At 45.9% G+C, this 17,569-nt stretch carries 18 protein-coding genes and 2 tRNA genes; 3 read left to right on the top strand and 17 right to left on the bottom strand.

The window, feature by feature from the left end; genetic code table 11:
• Positions 1-2: 2 nt before the first annotated feature.
• From ICN43_RS05050 to uvrC, 5 genes are all read right to left on the bottom strand, one after another.
• Positions 3-470, bottom strand: a complete 468-nt coding sequence (locus ICN43_RS05050) for a hypothetical protein (protein ID WP_255533424.1) — start codon at positions 468-470, stop codon at positions 3-5.
• Positions 471-494: 24 nt separating this feature from the next.
• A tRNA-Cys gene (locus ICN43_RS05045) sits at positions 495-568 on the bottom strand.
• Between the two features lie 50 nt (positions 569-618).
• A tRNA-Gly gene (locus ICN43_RS05040) sits at positions 619-694 on the bottom strand.
• A 117-nt stretch (positions 695-811) separates the two neighbouring features.
• Complete coding sequence (gene pgsA, locus ICN43_RS05035; protein WP_216197507.1) at positions 812-1,387, bottom strand: CDP-diacylglycerol--glycerol-3-phosphate 3-phosphatidyltransferase; 576 nt, start codon at positions 1,385-1,387, stop codon at positions 812-814.
• A 36-nt stretch (positions 1,388-1,423) separates the two neighbouring features.
• Positions 1,424-3,352, bottom strand: coding sequence for an excinuclease ABC subunit UvrC (uvrC, locus tag ICN43_RS05030; RefSeq protein WP_216197506.1), 1,929 nt, complete (start codon positions 3,350-3,352; stop codon positions 1,424-1,426).
• Between uvrC and earP the strand changes: the two genes are divergently transcribed.
• From earP to ICN43_RS05015, 3 genes are all read left to right on the top strand, one after another.
• Complete coding sequence (gene earP / locus ICN43_RS05025) at positions 3,351-4,424, top strand: elongation factor P maturation arginine rhamnosyltransferase EarP (RefSeq protein WP_216197505.1); 1,074 nt, start codon at positions 3,351-3,353, stop codon at positions 4,422-4,424. The genes uvrC and earP overlap by 2 nt on opposite strands.
• 87 nt (positions 4,425-4,511) lie before the next feature.
• Positions 4,512-5,072, top strand: coding sequence for an elongation factor P (efp, locus tag ICN43_RS05020; RefSeq protein WP_076022852.1), 561 nt, complete (start codon positions 4,512-4,514; stop codon positions 5,070-5,072).
• A gap of 75 nt (positions 5,073-5,147) precedes the next feature.
• Positions 5,148-6,146 carry a GNAT family N-acetyltransferase gene (locus tag ICN43_RS05015; RefSeq protein ID WP_216197504.1) on the top strand — a complete coding sequence of 333 codons (999 nt, stop codon included), beginning with the start codon at positions 5,148-5,150 and terminating at the stop codon, positions 6,144-6,146.
• 5 nt (positions 6,147-6,151) lie between these two features.
• Here ICN43_RS05015 and nagZ read toward each other — a convergent pair whose 3' ends face one another.
• From nagZ to fabG, 12 genes are all read right to left on the bottom strand, one after another.
• Complete coding sequence (gene nagZ / locus ICN43_RS05010) at positions 6,152-7,228, bottom strand: beta-N-acetylhexosaminidase (RefSeq protein WP_216197503.1); 1,077 nt, start codon at positions 7,226-7,228, stop codon at positions 6,152-6,154.
• Between the two features lie 26 nt (positions 7,229-7,254).
• Positions 7,255-7,647, bottom strand: coding sequence for a holo-ACP synthase (gene acpS / locus ICN43_RS05005; protein WP_216197502.1), 393 nt, complete (start codon positions 7,645-7,647; stop codon positions 7,255-7,257).
• 14 nt (positions 7,648-7,661) lie between these two features.
• Entirely contained in the window at positions 7,662-8,405 is a 744-nt protein-coding gene (pdxJ, locus tag ICN43_RS05000; RefSeq protein ID WP_216197501.1) for a pyridoxine 5'-phosphate synthase, read from the bottom strand.
• A gap of 12 nt (positions 8,406-8,417) precedes the next feature.
• Positions 8,418-9,152: a DNA repair protein RecO gene (gene recO, locus ICN43_RS04995; RefSeq protein ID WP_216197500.1), complete on the bottom strand. Its 735-nt coding sequence runs from the start codon at positions 9,150-9,152 to the stop codon at positions 8,418-8,420.
• A gap of 6 nt (positions 9,153-9,158) precedes the next feature.
• Positions 9,159-10,052, bottom strand: coding sequence for a GTPase Era (gene era / locus ICN43_RS04990; protein WP_216859769.1), 894 nt, complete (start codon positions 10,050-10,052; stop codon positions 9,159-9,161).
• A 44-nt stretch (positions 10,053-10,096) separates the two neighbouring features.
• Positions 10,097-10,888, bottom strand: coding sequence for a ribonuclease III (gene rnc, locus ICN43_RS04985; protein ID WP_216197498.1), 792 nt, complete (start codon positions 10,886-10,888; stop codon positions 10,097-10,099).
• A 4-nt stretch (positions 10,889-10,892) separates the two neighbouring features.
• Entirely contained in the window at positions 10,893-11,699 is an 807-nt protein-coding gene (lepB, locus tag ICN43_RS04980) for a signal peptidase I (RefSeq protein WP_216197497.1), read from the bottom strand.
• Positions 11,699-13,504 carry a translation elongation factor 4 gene (gene lepA, locus ICN43_RS04975; protein WP_216197496.1) on the bottom strand — a complete coding sequence of 602 codons (1,806 nt, stop codon included), beginning with the start codon at positions 13,502-13,504 and terminating at the stop codon, positions 11,699-11,701. Before lepA ends, lepB begins: the two co-directional genes overlap by 1 nt.
• A 143-nt stretch (positions 13,505-13,647) precedes the next feature.
• Entirely contained in the window at positions 13,648-15,096 is a 1,449-nt protein-coding gene (locus tag ICN43_RS04970) for a DegQ family serine endoprotease (protein ID WP_216197495.1), read from the bottom strand.
• Between the two features lie 70 nt (positions 15,097-15,166).
• Positions 15,167-16,414, bottom strand: a complete 1,248-nt coding sequence (gene fabF / locus ICN43_RS04965; protein WP_216197494.1) for a beta-ketoacyl-ACP synthase II — start codon at positions 16,412-16,414, stop codon at positions 15,167-15,169.
• A gap of 28 nt (positions 16,415-16,442) precedes the next feature.
• Positions 16,443-16,682, bottom strand: coding sequence for an acyl carrier protein (gene acpP, locus ICN43_RS04960; protein WP_216197493.1), 240 nt, complete (start codon positions 16,680-16,682; stop codon positions 16,443-16,445).
• A gap of 102 nt (positions 16,683-16,784) precedes the next feature.
• Positions 16,785-17,528 (bottom strand): 3-oxoacyl-ACP reductase FabG, encoded by a 744-nt coding sequence (gene fabG, locus ICN43_RS04955; RefSeq protein WP_216197492.1) that lies wholly within the window; start codon positions 17,526-17,528, stop codon positions 16,785-16,787.
• Between the last annotated feature and the right edge of the window lie 41 nt (positions 17,529-17,569).

Here is a 17,569-nt window from a genome sequence, read left to right as displayed (position 1 = left end):
TTTTATTTCTTAGTTGGCGCAACTACGTTCGCATTCTTGGGTGATGCAGTAATGGTGATGATTGTTTTAGGCCCACCAAACGAGCCTTCATTCACCTCAATCGTTGCAGTGCGATCACCTTTAGTGAAAACCAAAATACTCGTTTTAGATTTTACAGCGCTCACAGTAGTCCAACCTACTTTAGGATACTCAGCCTGAAAGAATGCATAAATATCTGTAGGAGTTTGTACACCAGATAAAACTACGCGCCCTACCCAGTTATCACCACGGCCAATAATCAAAGAATCTGAACCCATCATTTTTGATGCTGCGGGCAATGGCATGTCACCTAATAGTTGAGATTGGATTTCTTGAACTTCACTCGGGGTGCCAGTGGGAGAGTCGCCAGAAGATGCGCAAGCCGCCAGGAATGCGGATAGCGCTAACGCTGTTGTGATTTTTTGGAATCGTTTCAGTTTGATCATACTCATGCCCTGGTAATCAATTTAAATTACTGGAGGCGCGTGAGGGAATCGAACCCCCGTACGAAGCTTTGCAGGCTCCTGCCTAACCACTCGGCCAACGCGCCATATGCTTGAATCAAAAATGGGAAGCTTTTTTAGGGCTTCCCATCGAACTTGGAGCGGGAAAGGAGGTTCGAACTCCCGACCTATACCTTGGCAAGGTATCGCTCTACCAGCTGAGCTATTCCCGCATAACAGGGCAGTAGTTTAACAAACAATTGGGAGACTCGCATTATTTATTCTCAACCCTTAGAAGTAATCTAACCTGTACTAACACCAAACCCTTGCCGAGAATGGCTTTATAGGCTTTACTCGGATTTATCTACCAACTGAGGTAAAGCCTTTTTCATGTAATAAAACATTGACCATAGCGTCAAAAAGGATGCAATCCAGATCAGCCAAGTGCCAACTTGTGCACAATTTAACCACCCAAATAAAATGTCATTGAGTAATAAAAATGGGATTGCTACTAGTTGAGCGGTAGTTTTTAACTTACCAACCATGTGCACGGCAACGCTTTTACCTGCTCCCAAGAGCGCCATCCACTCCCTTAATGCTGAGATAGTAATTTCGCGCCCAATAATGATGAGGGCTACCCAAACTTGGACGCGATCCATATTGAGTAACACCAACAATGCGGCGGCCACAATCAATTTATCTGCAACAGGATCTAAGAATTGACCAAATGCTGACTCTTGTTTCATTTTGCGAGCCAAGTAACCATCTAGCCAGTCAGTCACTGCTGCAAAAACAAAAATCACAGTTGCAGTGAGATTCTTATCAAAAGGAGCTAGCCAGCTATTGGGCAAATAGAACACCACAACCACAAGTGGAATGGCAGCAACGCGCAACCAGGTCAGGGCAATAGGCAAATTAAATGGCATAGCTCAAGCATAAACTAATGTGGGCTCACCGGGAAATCAATGGAGCTGCCTGTAGATTTGCTCAGCCAAAGCGGTGGAAATTCCCTCGACACTAGATAGCTCTTCAATGGTGGCATTAGAAACGCCACGTAAACCCCCGAACCGAGCCAGTAATTTTTGACGACGTTTCGCTCCTATACCCTCAATCTCTTCTAACTGAGAAACGGTTCTAGCCTTTGCCCGCTTTGCACGCATGCCTGTAATTGCAAAACGATGCGCCTCATCCCGGATTTGCGCTACCAATAACAAAGCTGCACTATCAATACCGAGTTCGAGTGATTTTCGTCCATCCGCAAAGATGAGCGTCTCTAAACCGACCTTACGCCCCTCTCCTTTTGCAACACCAACAATTAATCCGATATCCATACCAAATTCAGAGAGCACTTGTCTTGCCATCTCAACCTGACCCTTACCACCGTCGATCAAGATAACTTGTGGCATCTTTTCAACAGGGAGCTCTTGGAAATTTGCATAGCGGCGCTGTAAGACCTGACGCATTGCAGCGTAATCATCACCTGGCGTGATGTCATTAATATTAAAGCGGCGATATTCGCTAGTCTGCATTGCATTTTTGGAATACACCACACAAGAAGCTTGAGTAGCCTCGCCGGAGGTGTGACTAATATCAAAACATTCGATACGCAACTGCTCAAGGCTTTCCAATTCTAGAGCCAAAACATCAGCCAATGCCCTTGCCCTAGCTAGTTGTCCGCCAGTTTCCACCAGACGCTTTGCGATCGCAATCTTGGCATTCCCTTCAGCCATTGCCAACCAATGCCGTCTCTGACCTTGTGGCTGGTGCAGGAAAGTGATGCGCTTACCAGCTTGCGCATTCAGCAATTCATGCAAGCCCTCTGGTGAAATCTCCTCACTGACTTCTTCTGCAGCTGCAATATCGTCTCCAATCTTTCTTAGGGGATGATTCAGAATGAGCACAGGCGGAATTAAATTGGTAGCTGCCTCACCATCACCTGACTTCTCCTCCAAATAATGCTGCGCAATAAAGGCTTCTAGAATTTCTGCCGGGGGCGGAAGCTCTCCAGAGTTTGAACGTAAACCCTTAGGGAAATAGGCGCGATCACCTAAATGGCGGCCACCACGAATCATTGCCAAATTAACGCAGACGACCCCCTCCATTTGAGCGACAGCAATTACATCTACATCGCCTTCACCATCGGCAACCGTATCCATGGACTGCTGTTGCAATACGCTAGAGAGATCAGTAATTCGATCCCTTAGCACTGCAGCCATTTCAAATTCCATGGCATCGCTATAGGCGTGCATTTTCTTCTCAAGCTCAGAAAGAACGCGACTGTGATCGCCCTCCAAAAAACGTTTTGCCTGTGCAACATCCTGCCCATATTGCTCCACATTCAAGCGTCCAACGCAAGGTGCACTACAGCGATGAATTTGATGTAAAAGACAGGGGCGGCTACGGTTTTTAAATACAGAGTCTTCGCAAGTTCTCAAGCGGAATACTTTCTGCAAAATTTGTACGCTATTGCGCACCGCCCACGAATTCGGAAACGGTCCAAAGTAGTTATTGCGCTTATCTGTTTTTCCTCGATAGGATGCCAAACGGGGAAACTGATGTCCGGTCAGCATCACATAAGGATAGGACTTATCATCTCGGAAGAGAATGTTGAATGGAGGAGTCAACTCCTTAATGAGATTGTTCTCTAGAATTAAGGCTTCGGTTTCTGAGCGTGTTACTGTAGTTTCATAGCGGGCAATTTTTCCCACCATCAGTTCTATGCGGGGTGAAAGTTGAGTGCGCTGGAAATAACTAGATACACGTTTTTTGAGGTTGCGCGCTTTACCGACATACAGAATATGTCCCGCCTCATCAAAGAAGCGATACACCCCCGGCAATCCGGGTAGCCGTTTAACATCCTGCTGAAGGGTTTCAAAAAGCGAATTACTCATGCGTTGGGATATTTTCTGTCAAATCGTAGACAACTACGGTGATGCTGGTGTTTGCTGGCGTCTAGCAAGAAGCTTAACCAGCCTTCATGGCCAAGATGTACGCATTTTCTGTGACGATCTGCCAACCCTTAATTTACTCGCTTCTGGGGTTGATCCAGAAATCAAGTCCCGTATCGATATCCAGCCTTGGGAGGCAAGTCATAACAATAGCCGCCATCCAGTAGAGGCGCCCGATGTCGTGATCGAGGCATTTGGGTGCGATCTACCTGAGCGTTACCTGGCGGGCTTGCTAATTGCCCCTAAAAAGCCACTCATTATTAATCTAGAGTACTTGAGCGCCGAATCCTGGATTTTGGACTTTCATCAGAAAGCATCTCCACAGGCGCACGGCATACCAAAATACTTCTTCTTTCCTGGCTTTCAGGCTCATGCGGGTGGCATTTTGATCGACCCCATTCCCAAGGGGCTGACAGAGCAACCGATCCCCAATCCCCTGGAGGCCATTTGGAAGCGCTTACGACCTGACACAAAACGTATTAGTGTCTTTTGCTATCCCGGGGCACCTCTTCTGAAATGGCTGGAGGATTTAGCTGCCATGGGCAAAGATTACGATATCGTTTTAACTCATGGGCAGCTTGAACAATTACAGCTCAGTTCAGGTCATCCCACCAAGGCACTTACTCTTCCCGACTCGATTCAATTATTTCCCATTCCCTTTGTTTCTCAAGACGAATATGATTGGCTACTAGCTCAATGCGACTTTAATATTGTTCGTGGTGAGGATTCTTTTGTGCGGGCACAGCTAGCCGGCAAGCCCTTCATTTGGCACATTTACCCCCAAGTAGATCGCGCTCATGAGATCAAGTTGGCTGCATTTTTAGACCTCTATCTTGCCGACGCATCACAAGAGCTTAAACACGGTGTCATGGCTGCAATGAACTGGGCAATGCCAAGCATGTGGCATCAATCAATTGATGCCTGGGGCACCCATTCCAAGGCTTGGCATGCAGATTTACTTGAAAAACAAGCCGATGGTGGCCTAGCTTCTCGTCTAATAGGCTTTGTAGCCTGATCTTCAGCTCAAACAGTCAGCAGGCGGTTACAATCTTGTTTTTGATAAAAACCGCAGAAAATCAGCTCTGCACCCGGGAATAGTAAGATGAAAACAGCACAAGAACTTCGCGTTGGTAACGTAGTCATGATCGGCACTGATGCCATGGTCGTTTTAAAAGCAGAATATAGCCGCTCAGGCCGCAACTCTTCTGTTGTAAAAATGAAATTCAAAAACTTGTTAACTGGCGCACCTAACGAAGGCGTATACAAGGCAGATGATAAGTTTGATGTAGTGATCCTGGATAAAAAGGAATGCACCTACTCTTACTTTGCAGATCCAATGTATGTATTTATGGATGGCGACTACAACCAGTACGAAGTTGAAGCTGAATTTATGGGTGATGCATTGAACTACCTCGAGGAAAGCATGCCTTGCGAAGTGGTGTTCTACGAAGGTAAAGCACTCTCAGTAGCAATGCCAAATTCTTTGGTTCGTGAAATCATTTACACAGAGCCAGCAGTTAAGGGCGATACCAGCTCAGGCAAAGTATTGAAGAATGCAAAATTGGCTACTGGCTATGAATTGCAAGTACCATTGTTCTGCAACACCGGCGACAAGATCGAAATTGATACTCGTACCGGCGAATATCGTAGCCGCGCTAACTAACTAGCTTGCTTGCTAAGTAAAAGCCCGGCATGCCGGGCTTTTTCATTATTACATTCTAGGTAAAATTAGAACATCATGACAAATGAAATTACCCCGGAAATCCGAGGCTTAGAAATTGGAGATATACCGCAGCTCATAGAATGTGTTAAGCGTTGCTATGGGGATAGCTACCCCTTTAAAGAAATATACGACTCAGTAGCATTAGAAAAAATCATCAATAGCAAAATGATGTATTCAGTGGTCGCTCAACATCCAGATGGTCGCATCATTGGCCATTGCGCACTCAGCTTTGCTGATGAGCACAATACCTCACCTGAGGCTGGAAAAATGGTTGTAGACCCAGACTACCGCGGTCATCATATCGCTGAAGAAATGGCCAAAAAACGCATAGAAATTGCCCAAGAATTAGATCTCATCGGATTCTGGACTGACTGCGTTACAAATCATCCTTATAGCCAAAAGGAGATGATTGCATTTGGTGCTCAGGAGACTGGCGTTTTATTGGGCGCAACACCTTCGCGCGATATGGTTGGACTTCAGAGCCTTTCAGATAGTCGAATGTCATTTTTGTCGTGCTATCTCCCATTGAAAAATAAACACCATACTATCTATCTTCCTAAACAACATATTAACTTTGTAAGTAATTTATCTCAAAAGATTAATCTCACTCGAAGCATTCAAGAATCTTCTGCTCAAGGGATTGGAAAATCCGAATATGCCACTCAAGTCAATCCAGAAATCCAAATGGCTAGTATTAAAGTTCAGCACATTGGCAAGGATTTTATTCACTTGATTAAGGGTGAGTTAGAAAAACTAGAGCCTCTCAATCTTCCCTTTATCCTACTAAACCTTCCAATATCTCAAGAAGCTGCCTCACTCGCATTTTCTGAGTTAGAAAAAATCGGCTTCTTTTGGGGTGCGTGGCTTCCAAATCATTCGCAGCACGGTGATGTATTGCGTCTACAGAAACTACACACATCTGTGAATATAGATGAAATTATTTGCGCTAGAGATCAAGGTGAAGAGATTAAAAAGTTCGTAGTCTCTGAGTGGGAAAGAGCATCAAAGAAGTAGAAAACTCATGCAATTAAATTTAGTTGCTGCAATAAGCCTTTAGCATACTGGTATTGCGCTTCAGACTGCAGTTCATTCCAAGCAAGAGCTGCAGATGTCGGCATCAAGCGATTTAATCGAGTAGCGGATTCTGCTTTTTTTGCTTTAGAAACTTTCAACTTACTAAGTAATTGATCTGCAAGATCTGGACGATTACAAATCAAGACCGCATCACATCCTGCCTCAAGCGCCATATCAGCACCCTTGACTACAGAACCGGCAACGCTTGCACCTTCCATCGAAAGGTCATCACTAAAGATCACGCCTTCAAAGCCTAACTCTTGACGCAAAATCGAATGCAACCAAACTTTAGAAAATCCAGCTGGATTCTTGTCTACCTTTGGGTAGATCACATGTGCAGGCATCACTGCGGTCAAGCTGAGATCCAACCACTCGTAAGGCTTAGCATCGTCATTCAAAATTTGCTGCAAAGGACGTTCATCAACTGGAATAGCCACATGAGAATCCGCTTCCGCCCAGCCATGGCCTGGGAAGTGCTTACCGCAGTTAGCCATACCGGCAAGACGTAAACCTTCATTCAAGCTCTTTGCCAATGCAAAAGTAATTTGCGGATCACGACTGAATGCACGATCTCCAATTACACCGCTGCGACCAAAATCAAGATCTAGAACAGGAGTAAAGCTAAAGTCCACACCGCAAGCACGCAACTCGGTAGCTAAGACATAGCCACAAGCTGTAGCTGCTGCCATCGCAATAGCGGCGGATTCAGCAGAATGCGATGACATATTTTTAGAACCCCAAAGTTCACCGAGCTTACGCATGGCAGGTAAATGGGTAAAACCATCAGTCCTGCATCGTTGTACACGTCCGCCCTCATGATCAATCGAGATCAATACATCGGGACGGAGTTTTTTAATTTCCGCAGTGAGTTTGGTGAGCTGCTTACGATTAGCAAAGTTTCTGCCAAATAAAATGACGCCGCCCGTAAGGGGATGCAAGATGCGACGACGATCCTCCGTATTTAACTCAAGACTAACAACATCTAAAGTGACAGGGCCTGGATTCATAATTGACTTAGTCATGGATTCCTCGTATTTTTTCGTTTTATTTATTTTTGAACTACGATCACATGAGCTATTGCCATATCTTGCTCGTCACTGACAGTGACCTGAGCTTCCCAGTTTTTATCCAGCATGAATTGTGCGAGTGCGCCCAAATACGATGTCACTGGTTTACCGCTAGGTTCATTCAGCGTTTGGAGTGATCTCCAAGTCATTGGCATTCTCATGCCCAGGCCGATTGCTTTTGAAAATGCTTCTTTTGCAGCAAAGCGGGTCGCCAAGAAAGCAATACCCCTCTTATGATTTCTGGATAAGCGTTGCTTGAAAACCAGCATCTCATCTGGCCCAAGAATTTTTTCTGCCAAGCGGCCATTGGTGCGATCGTAAGCGGCTTGTAGCCGCTCGATCTGCAAAATGTCTGTACCAATACCTATGATCATTTGATATAACTCTTTTAATTCTTAGCCCTACCCTGAATCATCAGAGCCTTCATATCAGAAATGGCGTTTTGCCAGCCCTTAAATAAAGCTTCAGCAACAATAGCGTGCCCAATATTGAGTTCTGAGAGTTCGGCAATTGCGGCAACAGGAATTACATTACCCTCATTCAATCCATGGCCAGCATTGACTCGCAAGCCAATGCTTTTTCCAAACTGTGCTGCTTTCCTAATGCGCTCAAGCTCTTGATTTTGTTGGCTCCCAGCGAGGTCTGCGTAGCGACCAGTATGTAATTCAACCACTGTCGCCCCCATATCTTTAGCAGCTTGAATTTGCATTTCTTCTGGATCAATAAAGAGTGACACCCGAATACCTGCGGCCTTTAATTGTGCGGTGGCAGCTTTGACTGCTTCAGAATGGCCTATGACATCTAGACCGCCCTCAGTAGTTACCTCCTCGCGTTTCTCAGGAACAAGGCAAACATCATGCGGCTGCACCCGGCAGGCAATATTAATCATCTCAGGGGTAACAGCGCATTCTAAATTCATACGCGTCTGAATTAAGGGGCGAAGGGTGATTAAATCTGCATCCTTAATATGGCGACGATCTTCACGCAAATGCAAGGTAATTAAATCAGCGCCAGCCTCTTCAGCCAAGCGGGCAGCCTTTATAGGGTCTGGATAAATAGTTCCTCGAGCATTTCGTAAGGTGGCAACGTGATCAATATTGATGCCAAGCTCAAGCTTTTGTTGGGTATTCATTGGGGTAGATTACTAGATTTTCTTTAGGTCAATCAAAATCTGACGGGTAGTGAGTACTTGATCTTGAAGGTGTAGTCCTAGTAAGAAACGCATTAACTGCTTACTTTCAGAAAGCGTCTCTGCATCAGAAAAGTCTCCTGCCGTTATGGCCAGCAGGGATTTGCCGCTCAAGACTGGCCAATGGCCCGGATCATCCCCCTGTGCCGGCCTAACACCACGCTCTGGCTGATAAACATATTGCTCATTTGAAATGGGGGCGCTATTAGTCTCAACACAGCGATCCAGCGCTGCTGCATAGCCGGTCTCCTGTAATAGCGTCAACTCAAAAGGCCGCAGAATTTCTTCCAAACCCTTAGATTCAAATTCGAGATTGGATAAAGCAGAGATCGTATCAGTGTAATGATCGTAGAGCTTTTCGTAGTCGTCTTCACGCGCTAGGAACTTGACCAATAATTCATTGAGGTAAAAGCCGCAGAGCAAAGCATCGCCCACCAATGATGGTGTACCACCAACCCACTCTGACTTCGTTAAAGTTCTGAGCTCTGACTTTCCGCTCCAAGAGACTAATAGAGGTTGAAAGCGCTGCAAAACTGGACGCAAGACTGAGTGTGGGCGCTTTGCACCCTTAGCAATCAAGGCCATGCGACCATACTGCCGAGTAAAGACATCCAGAATTAAGCTAGTTTCTTTATAAGGAATGCTGTGCAATACAAAAGCAGGTTCGTCAGCAACACGAATAGAGGCCATGAATAATTACTCTAGTCCTTGTGCCCGTAATTCAGCGCGATCATCTGCCCAGCCACGTTTGACCTTGACCCAAGTCTCTAAGAATACCTTACCGTCAAAGAGCTTTTCCATATCAATACGAGCATCGGTTGAGATCTTCTTAAGCCGCTCACCCTTGGCACCAATAATCATCGCCTTATGACTATCGCGATCAACCAAAATAGTTGCCGCAATACGTCGCATCTTGCCATCCATCTTAAATTGATCAATCACTACAGTACTGGTATATGGCAATTCCTCGCCAGTGAAGCGGAAGACCTTCTCACGTAAGATCTCAGCAGCCAGAAAGCGCTCACTACGATCGGTGATGGTATCGCCGTCATAGACTGCCGGCGCCTCAGGTAAGTAACCCTCAAGCACATCTAATAATCTTTCAATATCTCCAGGACTCTTAGCACTCATCGGAACGATTTCAGCGAACTCACCCTTCTGATCTTCATGGCCACCCAATTCACACCAAGGGCGAGCCATTTCTTTAATAAAGTTGAGCAAGGCCTGATCCCGCTCAGATGGAGTCTGAAAGCGACTATTAAATAAATCTAATTTATTCAAAACTAAGACAACTGGCAGGTCATCTGGCAGTAATTTCAAGACCTTCTTATCATCCTCACCAAAGTAACCAGCCTCAACTACAAAACAAGCCACGTTCACGTCCTGCAGAGCTGTAGTTACCGTGCGGTTCAATGCCTTATTTAAGGTATTAATTAAACGTGTCTGAAAGCCTGGCGTATCGATGAATATGAACTGTGCCTCTTCACGATTCTGGATACCCAAAATACGATGACGTGTAGTTTGGGCCTTACGGGAGGTAATACTAATCTTCTGACCAACCAAGGCATTTAAGAGGGTCGATTTGCCCATATTGGGACGGCCAACAATGGCGATAGTGCCGCATCTAAACACGATTAGCCCTTCAGCTTAAGATTTAATTGCTCTTCAGTCGCCACTTTTTTGGCTGCCTTCTTTTTAGCTGACCGAGTCTTTTTAGGCTTACCTAGCGCTTGAGGCAAGGCTTTTAGTGCAGTAATTAAGGCCAGCTTCGCAGCAGCTTGTTCCGCTGCACGTCGAGATGCACCCTCACCCTTAACAGCAACCTTAAGATTGGGAATTAAACACTCCACCTCAAACTGCTGGTTATGGGCAGCGCCACTAGTACCAGTCACGTTATAAGTGGGCAAAGGCAATTGATAGCTTTGTAAACACTCTTGCAATAAAGTTTTATCGTCTTTACCCAGAGTCTTGGGGTCAACGTTAGCCAAAATGATAGAGTAGAGTTTACGCAAACATGTCCTAGCAGCATCAAACCCGCCATCTAAAAATATTGCGCCAGTCACTGCCTCCAACGTGTCTGCCAGAATGGATGGGCGACGGAAGCCGCCGCTCTTGAGCTCACCCTCACCTAAACGTAGGTAGTCAGACAATGATAAGGTTTGGGCAATTTCATAAAGTGCTTGCTGCTTAACCAGATTAGCCCTAACGCGAGAGAGATCACCCTCGTCTAGATCTGAATAACGCTCATAAAGCATTTCAGCGACAACGCAATTCAGAATAGAGTCACCTAAAAACTCAAGGCGTTCATTATTCTTCTTGCTGTGACTCCGATGCGTTAAGGCTTGATTCAGCAGCTCTAGTTTTTTAAACGTATAGCCCAGTTGCGCTTGTAACGGTGCAGTTTCGATGACGACGCGGGCGTTCATAGTTTTACTCGAAGCCGCCAATGCGGCCAAGATTTCCAAGATTTAACCAAACAAAGAAGGCTCTACCCACGATATTTTTATCTGGCACAAATCCCCAGTAACGAGAATCGGCACTATTATCGCGGTTATCACCCATAGCAAAGTAATGGCCAGCAGGAACCTTACAGGTAAGGCCTGCATTTTGATATTGGCAATTTTCAAATCCTGGAAAACGTTCTGCAGGGAACATGCCAGCAGGACGATCAGGATCATTCAATATCTCGTGCTTATTACCGCCTAAGTCTGCAGGGAAAGATTCTGAGAATTTCTTCGCATAACGCATATTTTCTGGGTCAAGATAAGGCTCGCCGCCACTGTATTGCAAAGGCTGACCATTGACTGTTAGACGCTTATCTTGATAGGTAATGGTATCGCCCGGTAAAGCTATGACACGCTTGATGTAATCAATTGATTCATCTCGAGGATAGCGGAATACGACTACATCGCCACGCTTTGGTGAGCCTAGATCCACAACTTTCTGATTAATGACTGGCAAACGAATACCGTAGGTAAATTTATTTACCAAGATAAAGTCGCCAATATGCAGGGTTGGAATCATTGATCCCGATGGAATTTTGAAGGGCTCCACTATAAAAGAGCGCAAAACAAATACTGCGCAAATTACCGGAAAGAACCCAGCCGTATATTCCAACCACAATGGCATGCGGTCGATACCAGCTATGCGTCTTTGTGGGGCAAAGTAATAGCGGTCAGCAATCCAAGCAAGCCCAGAGACCAACACCAAGATAAAAAGGATGAGTGCGAAGTTCATTAGTCGTCTACCTGCAAAATAGCCAAGAACGCCTCTTGCGGAATCTCCACATTACCAACTTGTTTCATGCGCTTCTTACCTTCTTTTTGCTTTTCTAATAACTTACGTTTACGGGAGATATCGCCTCCGTAACACTTGGCTAATACGTTTTTACGCAATGCTTTAACGTTTTCTCGAGCAACGATATTGCTACCAATTGCCGCCTGAATAGCCACATCAAACATTTGGCGTGGAATGATGCCACGCATCTTAGCGACTACTTCACGTCCACGATGCTGACTATTGCTACGGTGAACAATCACGGATAGAGCGTCAACTCGCTCACTATTAATCAAGATATCAACCTTAACTACATCAGCTGGACGGTACTCTTTGAATTCGTAATCCATAGATGCATAGCCACGAGAAATAGATTTCATTTTGTCGAAGAAATCCAAAACAATCTCAGCCATTGGGAGTTCGTATGTCAGTTTTACTTGACGACCAAGGTAATTCATATCCATCTGAATACCCCGCTTACCAACGCACAGGGTAATGATCGAGCCCACATACTCTTGAGGCATATACAGATTAACTGTCACGATCGGCTCAAGAATCGTATTAATCTTGCTCGCCTCTGGCATTTTCGATGGATTATCTACCGACAAAATGGTTCCGTCAGATTGCTCCACCTGATACACAACGGTTGGCGCAGTAGTAATGAGGTTCATGCCGTACTGTCGCTCTAAGCGCTCCTGTACGATCTCCATGTGCAGAAGCCCCAAGAAGCCACAACGGAATCCAAAACCAAGCGCCTGTGAAACCTCAGGCTCGTACAGGAGTGAAGCATCATTTAACTGTAACTTCTCTAAAGACTCACGGAGTTGATCGTATTCACTAGACTCCACTGGATACAGACCAGCAAAGACCTGGGGCTTAACCTCTTTAAAACCAGGGAGTGGTGCTGTCGCAGGAGTTCGGCCTTGCTGTCCAGGGGTATGCGTAACTGTGTCACCCACTTTGGCAGCTTTGAGTTCCTTAATACCAGCAATCACAAAGCCTACTTGACCAGCAGACAACTCTGGGCGGTCTACAGACTTTGGACTAAAGACGCCAACATGCTCCACTAAATGACTTGAGCCATTCGCCATCAAGCTAATTTTTTCTTTTGGCTTAAGAGTGCCATTGACGACGCGCACTAGCATCACTACGCCAACATAGTTATCAAACCAAGAATCAATGATCAATGCTTGCAAAGGATCCGCCGCATTACCCTTTGGCGGCGGTACACGAGCAATCATTTCTTCAATGACCTCTTGCACTCCTAATCCAGTTTTAGCCGAACAGGTCACCGCTTCCGATGCATCAATACCAATGACATCTTCAATTTCTTTTTTGGCGCGCTCAGGATCAGCCTGCGGCAAATCAATCTTATTGAGTACCGGCACCACTTCAACCCCTAACTCCAGCGCCATGTAGCAGTTGGCGACTGTCTGGGCTTCAACCCCCTGACTGGCATCAACTACTAACAATGCGCCTTCACATGCCGATAAAGAACGGCTTACTTCATAGGAGAAGTCGACATGCCCTGGCGTATCAATCAAATTGATGTTGTAGGTTTTACCGTCTTTAGATTTATAAGTCAGCGCTGCTGTTTGCGCCTTAATAGTGATACCACGCTCACGTTCGATATCCATCGAATCCAGAACTTGAGCTTCCATTTCACGATCAGTGAGGCCACCACAGAGTTGAATAATGCGATCAGCAAGAGTTGATTTGCCGTGATCAATGTGGGCGATGATAGAGAAATTGCGGATTAAATCCATAGCGTAATATGTGGTCTTCAAAAAACGCCTTGTCAGAACGCACCACAATGATGCGCTGCAAAAAGTCGTCTTAAGGCAATTGTAATGGGTGGCGCTAAATTAGCGCCAAACCCGTTTATTTGACCAAAAACCCTAGTTTTGGCTTATTTTGGCCTTACTGGAATAATCAATGTGCTGTCAGCCCGACGAACAAAAATCGGAACTGCTTTATTCGTATCTAGGCCTTTAATCAGGCTCTCAAACTGCTTAACCCCAGTAATATCAACGTCTGCAATCCGAATAATGACATCCCCTTGACGCAGGCCAGCACGCGCCAAAGGACCATCTCCCAAACCAGTAACCTCTACTCCGCTGCGGATATTGAGCTCCTTCTTCTTGCCGTCTGAGAGCTCAGAAACCGCTACCCCAAGAGAATTCATATTTCCGCTCGATGAACCCGAGCTATCTGGCTTCTTCGCGGCAGCTTGACCCGCTTCGGTATCGACTACAGAAACCATCAAATCTCTAGTAGAGCCTTTACGCCAAACTTGTACGCTAGCACTAGTTCCTGGCTTAGTTTCCCCAACCACTCTTGGTAAATCGGTAGATTTGCCAATATCACGGCCATTAAAGCTGAGAATCACGTCCCCTGACTCAATTCCGCCTGCCGCTGCTGGACCGCCTGGCTCGACATTACGAACATAAGCGCCGCGAGGCCTACCTAAACCCAAGCTTTCAGCAACCTCTTTTGTCATTTCACCTAAAGCAACACCAATACGTCCGCGAGTCATTTTTCCATTTGTGCGCAATTGATCTGCAACACGCATCGCCTCATCAATCGGAATAGCAAAAGAGATGCCCATATACCCACCAGAGCGGCTAAAAATTTGGGAGTTAATTCCAATCACCTGTCCTGCAGTATTCAATAAAGGGCCGCCAGAATTACCAGGATTAACCGCTACATCTGTCTGAATGAAGGGTAGGTAGTCACCAGTATCACGACTCTTGGCAGACACAATACCTGCTGTGACTGTATTTTCCAGGCCGAATGGGGAGCCAATTGCTAATACCCATTCACCGACCCTCACTCGAGAAGAGTCGCCCAGTGGCAACCTAGGCAAATCACGTGCATCGATTTTGACAACCGCCATATCAGTACGCTTATCCATACCCAATAACTTAGCCTTGTACTCACGCTTATCAGTCAAAGTAACGTAAATCGTATTGGCGCCCTCAACCACGTGAGCATTAGTCAAAATTAGGCCGTTAGATTCAATAATGAAGCCAGAGCCTACGCCACGATCAGCCTCTTGAGGCTTGCCAGAGTTAGGTTGAGCTTGCTTGGGTCCGCCCGGCAATCCTGGAACAGGCACACCAAAGAAGCGGCGAAAGAACTCAGCCTGATCCTCTGGCATACCAGGAAAGCCGCCTTGGGCTTGTTGTTGCATCACTTTTTCGGTAGTGCGAATGTTCACAACGGCAGGACTTGCTCGCTCAACTAAATCAGCAAAGTCAGGAATAGAGACACGTGGGGTCTGAGCACACGCCTGCGGAATAAATGCAATCTGCCCCAAGCTAAAGACAGCTAAGAGCGCAATAAGGTACTTTTTCATAATGCTATAGACCTGCTTGGTAAAAACCAATGATTAAAAAACGAAGAAAGGAAATAACCTGATATGAATATTAGGTCAGTTTGCCAAAAATCAAGGTACCGTTAGTACCCCCAAAGCCAAAGTTGTTTTTGATGGCATGGTCAATCTTCACATCCCGAGCAGTATTGGCGCAGTAGTCCAAATCACACTCTGGATCTTGATTGAAAATATTGATTGTTGGTGGAGACTTCTGGTTATGTAAGGCCAGAATAGTAAAGACAGACTCCAGGCCGCCAGCGCCGCCTAAAAGGTGGCCTGTCATCGATTTAGTAGAGTTAATCAAAGTCTTCTTAGCGTGATCGCCTAGAGCAGCCTTGATGGCGCCAGTTTCATTCTTATCACCCAAAGGTGTAGAAGTGCCGTGCGCATTAATATATTGAATCTGGTCAGTATTTAAGCCTGCATCGCGCATTGCATTGACCATGCAACGACGTGGACCATCCATATTTGGAGCTGTCATATGGTAGGCATCACCACTCATACCAAAGCCTAAGAGCTCACAATAGATTTTTGCACCACGCGCTTTAGCATGCTCATACTCTTCAAGCACTACAACACCAGCACCCTCTCCAAGCACGAAGCCATCTCGGTCTTTATCCCATGGGCGTGAAGCAGTGGCTGGATCATCATTGCGAGTAGACAGTGCACGAGCTGATGCAAAACCACCAACACCTAGGGCTGAAATCGTAGATTCAGCACCACCAGCAACCATCACATCGGCATCACCATACTGAATTAAGCGTGCTGCCAATCCAATGCTGTGCAAGCCAGTAGTACAAGCTGTCACAGCAGCAACGTTTGGACCCTTGAGGCCAAACAAGATGCTGAGGTGACCAGAAATCATATTAATGATTGATCCTGGCACAAAGAACGGGGAGATGCGACGAGGGCCGCGAGCCAACAACTCAGCTCCGGTCTCTTCAATCATTGGCAAACCGCCAATACCTGAGCCAACCATAACGCCAATGCGCTCGGCATTCTCTTCGGTTACCTGTAAACCGCTGTCGCGAATAGCTTGCGTACCAGCAGCAATGCCGTAATGGATAAAAGTATCCATATGTCGCGCCTCTTTGGCGGAGACATATTCTTCGACATTAAAGTCCTTCACCTCGCCAGCGAAATGGACACTTAGCGGAGTATGGTCAAACTTCGTGATGGTAGCAATGCCTGATTTACCCTCGAGTAAATTAGACCAAGCTACATCAACCGTGTTACCAACTGGTGAAATAAGGCCTAGGCCAGTTACGACAACCCGGCGACGGCCATTTGTTACTGACACAGTAATCGCTTTTGACTAAGCTAGGGAATTAACCCTGAGCTTTAGACTGAGCAAAATCGATAGCGAGCTGAACAGTAGTGATTTTTTCAGCTTCCTCATCCGGAATTTCAATCCCGAATTCGTCTTCCAAAGCCATTACTAACTCAACAGTGTCAAGAGAGTCTGCGCCTAAGTCGTTCACAAAAGAAGATTCATTTTTGATATCTGCTTCTGAGACGCCTAATTGCTCAGCGACGATCTTCTTAACGCGTTGTTCGATGTTATCCATTAATTCCCCCAAGGGTTGTAAAAAAACGATGAAAAAGATTTTATCAGCTTGGCGGGCTAAATTAGTAAATCCGCCAAAAAATGATCAATTCCTGCTTTGTTATTAGGCTAAATAGAGCCCGCCATTGACATGTAAGGTATTTCCAGTGATATATCCGGCCGCTGGAGAGGCTAAAAATGCTACCGCCTGCGCCACATCTTCCGGACTGCCTAGGCGAGCCAAAGGAATATTCGCTTTCAGAGCATTTTGTTGCTCATCGCTTAAAGCACGGGTCATATCGGTATCAATAAATCCAGGCGCTACACAGTTCACGGTGATATTACGGCTGCCGATTTCACGGGCCAAGGCGCGAGTCATGCCAGATACCCCTGATTTAGCAGCAGCGTAATTTGCCTGTCCAGCATTGCCCATATGTCCAACAATCGACGTGATATTGATAATGCGACCAGCACGCGCCTTCATCATTGGGCGCATCACAGCCTGCGAAAGACGAAAAACTGCACTCAAATTAGTATCGATCACATCAGACCACTCATCTGTTTTCATGCGCATCGCTAGGTTATCGCGGGTAATGCCGGCGTTATTCACCAAAATATTGATCCCACCAAAATCTTTAACAATCAGATCAATGATGTCTTCGCAAGCCTTTGGATCGGTGACATTTAACACCTCGCCACGACCACCGCTAGCTTGTAAACGTGCATTGATGGACTTTGCACCATCCTCAGATGTAGCAGTACCAATCACCTTGGCACCACATTTCACAAGCTCATCCGCAATTGCTTGACCAATACCCCGCGATGCGCCAGTGACTAATGCAATTTGTCCACTTAAGTCGAGATTCATATTTGTCTTCCGTCTTTTCTTTTTGTTTCTTTGATATTTCT

The organism is Polynucleobacter sp. UK-Mo-2m-Kol15, from assembly GCF_018881505.1.
In the GTDB taxonomy this organism is placed as follows: Bacteria; Pseudomonadota; Gammaproteobacteria; order Burkholderiales; family Burkholderiaceae; genus Polynucleobacter.
The sequence above is the reverse complement of the archived record's forward strand: the minus strand, read 5'-3'. Positions and strand labels throughout refer to the sequence as shown.